The 12543-nt window shown below is 27.6% G+C and carries 12 protein-coding genes; all 12 read left to right on the plus strand.

The window, feature by feature from the left end:
• The first annotated feature begins 19 nt into the window (after positions 1 to 19).
• The gene (locus C8P67_RS13565; protein WP_317125453.1) at positions 20 to 1075 is read left to right on the plus strand and encodes a Wzz/FepE/Etk N-terminal domain-containing protein; all 1056 of its coding nucleotides are present in this window, start codon (positions 20 to 22) and stop codon (positions 1073 to 1075) included.
• A 230-nt stretch (positions 1076 to 1305) separates the two neighbouring features.
• On the plus strand, positions 1306 to 2328 hold the full coding sequence (locus C8P67_RS13570) for a GDP-mannose 4,6-dehydratase (protein WP_115813703.1): 1023 nt from the start codon (positions 1306 to 1308) through the stop codon (positions 2326 to 2328).
• Positions 2329 to 2340: 12 nt separating this feature from the next.
• Positions 2341 to 3576, plus strand: coding sequence for a lipopolysaccharide biosynthesis protein (locus tag C8P67_RS13575; RefSeq protein WP_115813704.1), 1236 nt, complete (start codon positions 2341 to 2343; stop codon positions 3574 to 3576).
• A gap of 2 nt (positions 3577 to 3578) precedes the next feature.
• On the plus strand, positions 3579 to 4724 hold the full coding sequence (locus C8P67_RS13580) for a glycosyltransferase (protein ID WP_115813705.1): 1146 nt from the start codon (positions 3579 to 3581) through the stop codon (positions 4722 to 4724).
• Between the two features lie 5 nt (positions 4725 to 4729).
• Complete coding sequence (locus C8P67_RS13585; RefSeq protein ID WP_115813706.1) at positions 4730 to 5947, plus strand: hypothetical protein; 1218 nt, start codon at positions 4730 to 4732, stop codon at positions 5945 to 5947.
• The gene (locus C8P67_RS13590; protein ID WP_115813707.1) at positions 5944 to 7113 is read left to right on the plus strand and encodes a right-handed parallel beta-helix repeat-containing protein; all 1170 of its coding nucleotides are present in this window, start codon (positions 5944 to 5946) and stop codon (positions 7111 to 7113) included. The genes C8P67_RS13585 and C8P67_RS13590 overlap by 4 nt, the downstream gene beginning before the upstream one ends.
• Positions 7114 to 7263: 150 nt before the next feature.
• Positions 7264 to 8268, plus strand: a complete 1005-nt coding sequence (locus tag C8P67_RS13595; protein ID WP_170141465.1) for an acyltransferase family protein — start codon at positions 7264 to 7266, stop codon at positions 8266 to 8268.
• A 222-nt stretch (positions 8269 to 8490) separates the two neighbouring features.
• Positions 8491 to 9057, plus strand: coding sequence for an acyltransferase (locus tag C8P67_RS13600; protein ID WP_211319915.1), 567 nt, complete (start codon positions 8491 to 8493; stop codon positions 9055 to 9057).
• Positions 9057 to 10238, plus strand: a complete 1182-nt coding sequence (locus C8P67_RS13605) for a glycosyltransferase (protein ID WP_115813709.1) — start codon at positions 9057 to 9059, stop codon at positions 10236 to 10238. Before C8P67_RS13600 ends, C8P67_RS13605 begins: the two co-directional genes overlap by 1 nt.
• Positions 10238 to 11347 carry a glycosyltransferase gene (locus C8P67_RS13610; RefSeq protein ID WP_115813710.1) on the plus strand — a complete coding sequence of 370 codons (1110 nt, stop codon included), beginning with the start codon at positions 10238 to 10240 and terminating at the stop codon, positions 11345 to 11347. Before C8P67_RS13605 ends, C8P67_RS13610 begins: the two co-directional genes overlap by 1 nt.
• Positions 11334 to 12251, plus strand: a complete 918-nt coding sequence (locus C8P67_RS13615) for an NAD-dependent epimerase/dehydratase family protein (RefSeq protein WP_115813711.1) — start codon at positions 11334 to 11336, stop codon at positions 12249 to 12251. The genes C8P67_RS13610 and C8P67_RS13615 overlap by 14 nt, the downstream gene beginning before the upstream one ends.
• 84 nt (positions 12252 to 12335) lie before the next feature.
• Complete coding sequence (locus C8P67_RS22150; protein ID WP_170141466.1) at positions 12336 to 12509, plus strand: hypothetical protein; 174 nt, start codon at positions 12336 to 12338, stop codon at positions 12507 to 12509.
• Positions 12510 to 12543: the final 34 nt, after the last annotated feature.

Below are 12543 nucleotides of genomic sequence, written 5' to 3' on the forward strand. Positions count from 1 at the left end.
TCGATTTAAAATGAACAAAATGCCAAAAGACACAGATGAATTGTCAATAAAAGAATTATTAGAAAAAGTTAATGATTGGTGGTCTTATTTAATTTCAAAATGGAGAATCATTATTTTGGTAGGGATTATAGGAGGTATTTTAGGGCTCTTGATTTCTTTTTTAAAAAAACCTACCTATACAGCAACTTTATCTTTTGTTTTAGAAGATGATGGTAGTTCTGGAAGTGGCTTAGGTGGAGCCATGGGTTTAGCAAGTCAGTTTGGGTTCGATCTGGGTAGTGGAGGTGGAGGGATTTTTACTGGAGATAATTTGATGGAGCTATTTAAGTCAAGAAGAATGGTAGAAGAGACTTTACTAAGTCCGGTTAATGTTTTAGAAGGCAAAAAAATATCTTTAGCTGAAATGTATATTGATGATCAAGGCTGGAGGCAAAACTGGATAGAGGATTCCAAGCTTAAAAATATAAAATTTCTGCCAAAAATGAAGCGTGAAATTTTTACTAGAGAGCATGATAGTATTTTAGGAAAAATGTATGAAATTTTTTCTATGAGTGATTTTGCTGTTGAACAGCCTGATAAAAAAGTTTCAATAATTAATATACAAATGACTTCTAAAAATGAAGTTTTTTCTAAAGTTTTTATTGAATCTTTAGTCAAAGTTGTATCTGAATTTTACGTTGATACAAAGAGTAAAAAAGCAAGATTGAATATGATTATTTTAGAAAAGCAAGTAGATTCGGTACGAAATGAGCTAAATAGTGCACTAACAGGAGTTGCTATGGCTAATGATAATACATTTAATTTGAATCCAGCTTTAAATGTAAGACGTGTTCCTTCTGCAAAAAGACAAGTTGATGTTCAGGCTAATTCAACATTATTAGCTGAATTAGTTAAACAAACTGAGTTGGCGAAGGTGTCTCTTAGAAGAGATACACCCTTAATACAAGTTATTGATGCACCAGTATACCCTCTTAAAAAAAATGAATTTGGAAAAATTAAAAGTATTTTTATAGGATCATTTTTGTCGATTTTATTTTTAATCTTATTCTATATTTTAAGAAAAGAATATCAATAAACAAGAAGAATTATTGTGAGTAATGTAAATTAATTGGAAGAGAATATCGTGATCCAAAAAGAGATAGATTTGTGTTTTGATGTTTATGAGTCATCATTTTACTACGCAATAGTTTGCAAAAAATTTTGCTAAAATGGAATACAAAAGATGGGATCTAAAAGTTTGATTTTAAATTATCGAATAATTTAAATTAAGAATTTAAATAATTAAATAGAAATTAAAAAAGACATATGAAAATATTAGTTACAGGTGTTGCAGGATTTATTGGATTTCATTTGGTTAAAAGTTTACTTGTAAAAGGTATAAATGTGGTAGGTATTGATAATATCAATGATTATTACGATATCAATTTAAAATTAGATCGTTTACATGAATTAGGAATTAGTAAAGAATTAGTTTTTGAAGAAGGAAAATTAACTGATAGTTTGAAGTTTGATAATTTTAAATTTGCCAAGATTGATATAATTGATCTAACTAGATTAGAAGATTTATTTGCAGAAGAAAATTTCACGTATATAGTTAATTTGGCTGCTCAGGCTGGGGTTAGATATTCTTTGGAAAACCCTCATGCATATGTTCAATCTAATATTGTAGGTTTTGTAAATATTTTGGAATGTTCCAGAAAGTATAAAATTAAACATTTGGTGTATGCTTCAAGTTCGTCAGTATATGGGATGAATGATAAAATTCCTTTTTCTGAAGATGACAGAGTAGATTTTCCAGTAAGTCTCTATGCTGCTACTAAAAAAAGTAATGAATTAATGGCTCATACATACAGTCATTTATACCAATTACCGACAACTGGATTACGTTTTTTTACTGTTTATGGCCCATATGGCAGACCAGATATGTCTCCAATGCTTTTTGCAGATGCAATTTATTCGGGTAAAGCAATAAAAGTTTTTAATGGTGGCGATATGCTGCGTGATTTTACATTTGTAGATGATATTGTGAAAGGTATTGTAGAAGTAATGGAAAAAGCACCTAACAAAGAAGATAAGCAGCCATACTACCGTCTTTTTAATATTGGAAATTCAAAGCCAATTCAATTAATGCATTTTATTAACACTATGGAAAAAACTATTGGTATTGAAGCTAAATTGGACATGTACCCTATGCAGCCTGGTGATGTAAAAGTTACTTATGCGGATACTTCAAAGCTAGAATTTCATACCAATTACAGGCCTAGTACTAGTTTGGATGAAGGTATTTCTTCTTTTATTTTATGGTATAAAATGTATAAAAACATTTAATTTTCTTACATAATGTCTTTATCATTAAAAAAAAATTTTGGTTTTGCTTTAATTGGCAATTTTGGATATGCCTTGTGTCAATATATAATACTTTTGGTATTTGTTAAATTATTTAGTACTGAAGATGTTGGTAAGTTTATTTATGCAGGAGCATTTACCACCCCACTTATGTTGGCTTTAGAAATGCAATTAAGAAATTTTTATGTAACTGATCACGAAAATAAATTAAAATTCTTTGACTACAATGTTTTTAGACTATTAGCAACACTTTTAGGTGTCAGTTTACTTGGAATATTAGCGATTATAATTTGTCCAGAATACTTTTATATTATTATCATAGTTGCTTTAATTAAAAGTTTTGAGTCGCAGTTAGATTTAATTTATGGTGTTTATCAGAAAAATCATCATTTAAATTTTGTAGCTTATTCGCGAATTATACGAGGTGTAGTTGCAGTTATAGTGGTTGCTGGTCTGTCATTTGTTTTCAGGAATATAATAGTTTCATTATTGGGTTATCTATTAAGTTGGTTTGTTCTATATTATTTTTATGAAAAAAATCAAGTTGTAAAAAGAGGTTTCATTAAAAAAAATGAATTCAAAATTGTCCAACCACAAAAGGGAAAAATGATGAATTTGATAAGTATGTGTTTGCCAATATTCATTGCTATTTTTATAGATAAATATTATTTGAATTATCCAAGATTAAGTGTAGAAAAATATTTTGGAGTTAATATTTTGGCTATTTTCGGTAGTTTGTTGTATTTTAAATCACTAGCAGGGCAATTTGTGACTTCTCTAATTCAGGCTGCAATGCCAAAAATGGCTGTTTATGTACAAAAAAAAGAATACATTTCTTTAAATAAATTATTAGCTAAAATGATTATTATAGCAGCCTCATTGGGTTTAACTTTAACACTAGTATTTTATTTTTTCGGGACTTTTTTCCTTAGATTATTATATACTGAAGAATATGTACCATATTCGGATGTTTTGGTAGTCATTTTATTAGGGACAACAGTTTCTTGTTGCTATTTGTACATAGGAAGTACATTAACGTGTATACGCAAGCAGTGGGTAAGACTTCCTATATCAATAATTTCGTTTGTAATGCTTTTTTCTTTAATCAATTTTAGCCATCTTAATGGGCTTATGGATATTGCTAAAATTGTTTTGTATGTAGAGCTTTTCAGTTTAGTGATGTACTTGTTTGTTTACTTTTTCTTTATTGTAAAACTTAAAAAAATATAATAATGAAAATTTTAACTATTATTAGTAAACTTGAAATGGGTGGTATTGAAAAGACACTCCTTTCTTGTTTACCATATTTTAAAAGTCGTGGAATTGAAATGCATATTCTCTGTACCGTAGGGGGAGAATTAGATTCAGAATTTATTAAACAGGGTGTAACTTTAATAGATTTTGGGAAGTATAAAAAGCCGTTTTTTGATGCTGTTAAATTATATAAAGTTTTAAAAAAAGGAGAATATGATGTTGTGCATAGCCGTTACGGTCATACTTCTGGTATTTTTGCCACAATAGGTAAATTGTTAAACATTCCGGTTTTCGTTTCTGTTCATAATGAGAAAGCCATGTTTATGCTTAATTTGGTAAATAAGCCTATATTTTCTAATTTTCGTATGGCATATTTAACTTTACATAAGCATTGGACAGTTAAATACGCTACTAAAATTGTGGGTCATTCGCAGGCAAATCTTAGTTATTTTACTAAAGATTGGAAATGTAATTATTCAAAATATACAGTTGTTTATAATGGTGTTGATTTTTCCAAGTTTGAGAATACAGCATTACTAAACGTGGATAAATCTATTCAATTAGAAACATTTGTAAAAGGAGCTTCAAAAGTCTTAATTCATATAGGAAGTTTTAAAGAACAAAAAAATCATGAATTTTTAATCAATGTTTTTGGGAAATTAAATCCAATTGAAAATAATTTTAAATTAATATTGCTTGGTACTGGAAGCTTAAAATCTAAAATTGAAGAGATTGCTTTAGAAAAGGAGTTACAAAGTCATATTTACTTTGTAGGAATGGATAGTAATATAACTCCATATTTAGCATTGTCTGATATTTTTTTCTTTCCGTCTTTGTATGAGGGTTTTGGTAATGTACTTATAGAAGCACAGTATATGAAATTACCTATTTGTGCATCAGGAATAGCGCCTCATTACGAGGCTGCCTATAAAGGTTATCAAAAGTTTTTCTTTGATCCAAGTAATGAAAGTGAAGCTTTAAATAAATTACAAAATCTTATTTTAAAATTAAATTCGGGAGATTTAAATTTTGAGATTGAAGAAGCTTACGAATTTGCAAAACAATTTTCTATCGAAAAAATGGCAGAAAATTTAGTTAACTTGTTTGAGGACTCCAAAATCTAAATATTGTGGAAGAGACAATAAGTAAAATTCATGGGAAATATGATAAAAAAATTAGTTTGTTAATTGCTATATTACTTATTTTATCAGCTGGTGTTATATTTTTAAAAAATGTATTCACAAATGTAATAAACTTGGTCTTAATTTTTTTATTCCTTTTTTTTTGTATTTCAAAAATTAGATATAATGATGGATTATTTAATTTTAGTAGAAATGGTGGAAAAAAAATATTTGTTATTACAGTTTTTATTATAATACATTTTTGCTTTTTATTTTTGTTGAGAGGGGATAATGACAAACCAACATTTACAATTTTCTGGTATATAGCATTTATTTTTTGTCTTTTTTTAAGCAAACCAATATTAGATTTAGCAGTTAAATATTTTGCCACCATAGTATTATGGATTGTGATTTTTGCTTTATTAAATTACATTGTCAGCTTATTAGGGATTTCTTTGCCTTATATTACTTTTATGGCATCTACAAGAGATACTACTTATTATATTTATCCTGGTACTGTTAGGCTTCATGGGCAAAATTATGATGTTTTTGGGCGTGAAGCTTTTAGACTTTCAGGTATCTTTCCTGAACCAAGTATGTTTGGATTGGTTTGTACATTTGTAATTTATTCAAAGGCATTTATTAATAATAAATTTAAAAATGCAATAATTGTAATTGGTGTTATATTATCAATGTCAATGGGGGCAATTATAACTTTATGTGGTTATGTTTTTTTTGAGTTGAAATCTACCAGACAAAAAATATTTGTTTTTTTAAGTATCTCTATCATACTTTTATTAGCATTTGTAAGTTTACCACAAGAAATTGTTGCAAGGTTTGTTTTGGATAAGTTTTCAGGAGACGCTTTAGAAGCAAGAACAACATTAGATTTTTCAGGTTTCTACAATAACTATTTAGATCATATTTCGATATCACAATTATTAATTGGCGAGGGAGTTAGTGTATTAGATAATTATGATTTTATTGTTTCAGATTATAGAGGTCTTTTTATCAAATTTGGGTCATTAGGTATTGGCCTCTATTTTTTATGGTTATGGTCAAATATAAAAAAATCTTCATGGAATAACACTTTTTTAGTTGCATTCATATTTTTGATCATATTTTTGCATAGATCATGGTTTTTATTGTCTTTTATTTTTATGTTCTTTATTTACTATATCTCATTTGCTCAAAATAAAATTAAATCTAATAAAATTTACTTATGAAAAAGTACATAAAATATTTAGCGGTTATTTTTGTTAGTTTCATTTTTCAAATGGGTTGCGGACAAAATAATAGTAAAATGGAATATAAAAATATTCCAGGAAAAATTCAAGCGAGAGTATTTTTTTATAATGCATTAGGTAATAAATCATCTGAAAATAAATTTCTACTTGAAGATAATTTGCCTGCAGGTTATGTAAAGGATGGAAGTGTAGATTATACAAAATATCTTCAAAAAGGTATTAATGATAATAAAATTGTCATTTTTCCTAATTTTCCGATAATGGTTAATGATACGGGGTTAGTTTTAGAAAATAATTCAGAGATTTATTTTCAGGAAAATTCCGAAATAATTCTTCAAAAAAGTAATAAGGATACCTATAATATTCTTGAGATTCATAATAAGCATAATATTAAAATTTTTAATCCTAAAATAACAGGAGATCGTAAAGAGCATTTCGGTAATTCTGGAGAGCATGGTATGGGAATTGGTATTAGAAGCTCAAAACAGATCGAAATATATAATTCTGAAATTTCAAATTGCTGGGGAGACGGTATTTACATTGGGAGTTTAAAAACCTATGACGACAGTGGGAATTTTATTCCTTCTGAGGATATTATAATTAAAAATTCTAAATTGGATTATAATCGAAGAAATGGTATTTCTATTACATGCGGGAGAAATATAAATGTTAGTGATGTTTTGATTTCAAATACAATTGGCACCGCACCTATGGCCGCTGTGGATATTGAACCTAACAATAATAAGGATTATATGGAAAAAATTGTTTTGGAGAATATTATCACATTTAATAATCGTTTTGGTATACAATTGGTTCTAAAAAAAATGGTTGGAATAAGAAAAAAAAATGTTGATGTTGTGATTAATAAACATTATGATTTTGGTTCAAAAATAGGCTTTCGTGTTGCTGCGTTTAAAAATACTTATGAGAATAATTTTCCTAAATTAGATGGTAATGTATTAGTTAATGATTGTATATGGGAAAATAATACCGAAAAACCAATTGTAATTCAGAAAAATCAAAAATATTCTTGCTTAGTAAATTTTGAAAAAGGAAAAGTTGTTGATAAAAATAATAATTTGACTAAAGTTAACAAGTCGTCCATAGAAATACACGATAATTTTAATATAAAGTTCACTGAATAATTTGTTAATTAATATTACTCAATAAATATCGATTTAAGGGACTTAAAACTTAAAAAATGTTTGTTGTTAAAATATAAAAAGTTACAAAATTAGATGGTTAAAAAAGTGTTTTGAAAATAGATTTAACAATACAATTTAAATAATATAGATTTGATAAAAAGTATACAATTATTACGCACTGTTGCAGCTTTAGGGGTTGTTTTTAGCCACTATAATTTTTATGATTTAGATACTGGAGGTTTTGGAGTAGATATTTTTTTTATAATTAGTGGTTTTATTATTGCATATATGGTAAATAAAAACACTCATAACTTTATGTTAAAAAGGATTGTCCGTATTGCACCACTATACTATATAGCAACTGCACTAACACTGTCGTTGGCACTTATTAAACCGGAGTGGTTTAAAAATGTTGTGGTTAATGGAGAAGCAGTTTTTAAATCTATTTTGTTTATTCCTTATAGAATTGATAATAGTGGTCCGATATTGTCTTTAGGGTGGACATTGAATAATGAGATGTTTTTTTATCTTGTTATGTTTGTTTGCATTATCTTCATTAAAAACAAAAAATACTTTGTAGCGGCCTGTGGAAGTATAATAAGTCTTTTTTTACTAAGTCTTTATTTTACTAATAATGATTTTTATATATTAAATTTTTATAAAAAGGGACTTTTGCCGGAATTTATTTATGGATTAGCATTGTATTATTTTTGGAAATTTTATAAATCAAAATATACAAAAACATTTTATTATGGTGCATTAGTTTTAGGTGTTTTCTCATTAGTATTTATGATTTTTAATGATTTAACACAAGAGTTTTCTTTTTTAGGGCGCAATATTTCTAGAGGAATTCCAGCTTTGTTATTTGTAAATGCATTTTTAGTTTTGGAAAATGAAATCAATGAAGAAAATGTTTTTATAAAGTTAGGGATAAAGCTTGGAGATGCAAGTTATGTAATGTATTTATTTCATCCTTTTATGGTTTTTTTTCTAACAAGACTTGTTTATCCTGCTACAATTGGTAATACTGATTTTTTTATAATTGAGTTTTGTAAATTAGTTTTAGCTCTAGTCGTAGTATGCATTGGAAGTATATTAATATATGAAATAATTGACAAGCCAATATTGAATTGGTTTAAAAAAAGGATAAAGTAAATAAATCCCTTAAATGATTTTATTTCATTGGAATGAAGATTGGTTTATTGTTACCTCATTTTGGTTTTTCTTAAGCTAAGATTTGTAAAATAGTAATATATTATAAATCGATAATATTTTGATTAAGTATCTAACTAAAATTATTTCAGTGTAAAAAGATGTTGATGATTAAATTGAAAAAAAACAGTAATAGTATATCTGAATATATTGTAAAATATTTATATGGCAGGAAGAGATAAATTTAAAGTAATAAAACCTTTATTGAATATTTGGTGCTATTTGTTTATGATTTTGCCAAGATTTATTTGTGAATTTTTATGGTGTGTTTTAATGCCATTCAATGGCTTATTATCAAAAGCGATTCGTTACTTAATTATAAAAGCAAAAGCGAAGAAAGTGGGGGATAATTTGTCAATTGGAGCTAATACATTGATAAAGAATTGGAAAAATTTTTCTTGTGGTGATAATGTGAGTATTCACGAAAATTGTATAGTTGATTGTGATGCTGAGATATCAATTGGAAACAATGTTTCTATTGCTCATGCGACTTCTTTGGTAGCGGCAAATCATACTTGGAACGATGCATCAATTCCTATAAAGTACAATCCCATTACTAAACTCGGAATAGTTATTCACGATGATGTATGGATAGGATGTGGTGTTAGAATTCTGGATGGAGTAACGATTAAAAGAAGGTCGGTTGTTGCAGCTGGAGCTGTAGTTAATAAAAATGTAGGGGAGAAATCATTAGTAGGAGGAATCCCAGCCAAACTAATTAAGAAAATTTGATGAAAGCATTATTTGTTCACGACCATGTGTTTTATAAACAGGATCAAAAATATTACAGCCCTGGAGGATTGCCTTCTGAAGCTTGGAATCGTTATTTGAAAAATATAGATAAATTATATGTGATATCTAGAGGAAGTGAAGATCTGCAAAAAGGAGGTTTAGTCTTATCTTCAGTTGATAGAATTGAATTTGATCTGTTTTATCAGGTAAAAGGAGGACTTGACTATTATAAGTACAATAAAGTTATTGAAGAAAAATTAGAACATTATATAAGAAAAGTTGATTTTGTTATTATACGTGTTCCATCAACAATAGGTTATTTTGCATATAAAATTTGCAAAAAGTTAAATAAACCATTTATAACTGAAGTAGTAGGATGTGCTTGGGACAGCTCATGGAACTACGGATCTTTTACCATAAAGCTTCAGGCACCTTTGGGATATTATAGAATGAAAAACATTGTTAAAGAAAGTTTCGCCTCTACTTATGTGACAAAATATTTCCTGCAACAAAGATATCCTACTAGATCAAAAATAACAACGTTTGCTTCTAATGTTCAAATTCCTTTAACTGATGAAATTGTAAAGAAAAATCATCTTGATTATCTTGAATTGTCTGAATCTAGAATTCTAAGAATTGGGATTATAGGCAATTTGAATATAAAATATAAAGGGTTTGATACAGCTCTTGAGGCATTAAAAATTTTTAAAAATAAAAATCCAAAATTGAGATTTCAGTTTTTTTTAGTTGGTGGAGGTGATCAGACGTATGTAAAAAAAATAATAAAAAAAACTGAATTAGAAAATGAATGTATTGTGGTGGGCAGACTTCAGGCAGGAAAACAAATTTTTGAATTTTTAGATAAGCTGGATCTTTATATACATCCGTCAAAACAAGAAGGTTTGCCTAGATCGGTTATTGAAGCTATGAGTAGAGCTTGTCCTGTTTTGGCATCAAGTGTTGCCGGGATTCCTGAGTTAATTAGTGACTCTTACTTACATAAGCCTGGAGATATTGAAAAATTTTCTAAAGATTTGGAAATAGTTTTAACAGATTCAAAGATTCGGTTAAATATGGCTCAAGAAAATTTTGAAAAATCAAAAGATTATGTGCTAGATGTGTTAGAAGATAAGAGAATATTATTTTTTAAGAAAGTTGTTGAAAATATAGAGGGGAAATAATGAAAATTGGACTAATAGCACATTACGGAGAAGATTACTATAAATCTAGGATGGATTTTCTTAGTTATTTGGATAAAAAAGGAAATTCCACTTTTGCTTTTGTGCCAGAAGATGATTACAGGAAAAAGATTGAATCTCTTGGTGGAAAAGTATATTTTTATAAATATTCAAGAAGTTGGAAATTTATTTTTTCTTTAATTTCTACTTATTTTTTCTTTGTTTCGAAGTTAAAAAAAGAAAAAACGGATACTGTTTTTACTTATAAGTTTTTTCCAAATATCGTAGGAATAATTGCTGCGAGGAGAGCCAAAGTTTCAAAAATTGTTGCGACTATTGCGGGTATAGGATTTTTAGAGAGAAGGGAAGAAAATTTTTTAATAAAGATTATATTTAGTTTTTATATGTGGGTTTTGAACAAAGCCGATTATGTAATTACTCAAAACATAGAAGATTTAAAATTATTGCAAAATAATCTAACATTTCCACAATTAATACTAACTAACGGGAGTGGGGTTAATTCAGGTACTTTTTTGGAAACGCAGGGGATTGACCATGATTATATTAATGAAAATGGATTAAGTCTAGAAAAAAAATACATTACATTTTGTAGTAGAATCGTTAAAGAAAAGGGAATCATAGAACTTGTTGAATCTTACAATAATATTGATATAGATTATGAATTAATTATTGCTGGCTGGTTTGATGAAAAAGGATTAGAAGAGAAGGTCCTAGATTTAATTAAAAATAATCCAAAAATTCATTATTTAGGTTACCAAAAAAATGTGCTTCCATTGTTATCTGTAACAGAGGTTGTCATTTTGCCAAGTTATTATCCCGAGGGTGTTCCACGTAGTTTAATAGAGGCCCTTGCATTATCAAAAATTATTATAACTACTGATCATAAAGGTTGCAAGGAAACTTGTATTGATAACATAAATGGTTTTTTGGTTATGCCTAAATCAGTTGATAGTCTATCAAGTGCTCTTAAAAAAATCAACTTTTTAAATGATAAAGAATTATTAGATTTTAAAACAAATAGTCTTAAATTATTCCAGAAAAAATTTGATAGTGAAGTAGTTTATAAAACAATTTGGAATGGAATTCAATAGTGTTATAATTTTTGGTTCTTCAGGCTTTTTAGGGAAGAATCTTTCTCAGGAATTACAAAAAGAGTATTTTGTTAATTCTGTTTTTTTGAGACAAGCTGATTGGAAATCCACTATACCTAAAAGTGATGTTTTTATTAATTTAATAGGAAAAGCTCATGATCATGATGGAGTAGCTAAGGAAAATGATTTTTATTTTGCAAATGTTGAATTAACAAAGAAAATTTTTGAAGTATTTAAAACATCTAATGCAAAATTATTAATCCACATTAGTTCATTAGCTGCGATTGAAGAATTAGCTTCAGTTAAGCCTTTGATTGAAGAAGATGAATGTAACCCTAATTCTTGGTATGGGAAATCAAAGAGAATGGCCGAAAAGTGGCTGTTAGAACAGCAATTACCTGTAGATAAAAAAGTAATTATAATAAGGCCACCCATGATTCATGGATCTGGTGATAAAGGAAATTTAAGTTTATTATATAAGTTAGTATCTAGAGGTTTTCCATATCCATTAGCTTCTTTCGAGAATAGACGTTCTTTTATCAGTATTGATAATTTTAATTTCTTTATCAAAGCAATTATTAAGAATGCTGAAAAAATTAATACTGGTATATTTCACATTGCAGATGATGAAACGATTTCAACTAAAGAAATTATTAATATTATAAAAAATACGTCGAATAAAAAAATAACGAATTTAGTTTTACCTAAGTCATTAATTCGTAGTATTGCAAAAATTGGGGATTTTATACCAATTCCATTGAATACAGTACGATTAAAAAAATTAACTAGTGATTTAACTGTTTCAAACCAAAAAATAAAGTCTGTCTTAAATATTAGGAAATTACCTTTGACAGCTGAAGAAGGAATAATGAAGACAATTTATAGTTTTAAAATTCAAAAATAATCATACGATTTTTTGATTTTATATTTTGAGTTTCCAAAATTAATATAATTGCTGGGACAAAACTTAGGAAAACGAAATAAAATTATGAAAATTTCGGAAGCACTTATTAAAAAAACAGCTTCATTAGGTGATATATTGAAACTGCCTCTTAATTCGGAACGTCTTCAAAAATTAACCGAAAATTATGTTGTTTCAAATAAAAAAATAAGAGAAGCTATCGGGAAACAATTACCCATTTATCTAGAGAAGGATTGTTAATCACCTTTGACTCTTTTAAATAATCAGCATATCA

This window comes from Flavobacterium aquicola (assembly GCF_003385115.1).
Classification (GTDB): Bacteria; Bacteroidota; Bacteroidia; order Flavobacteriales; family Flavobacteriaceae; genus Flavobacterium; species Flavobacterium aquicola.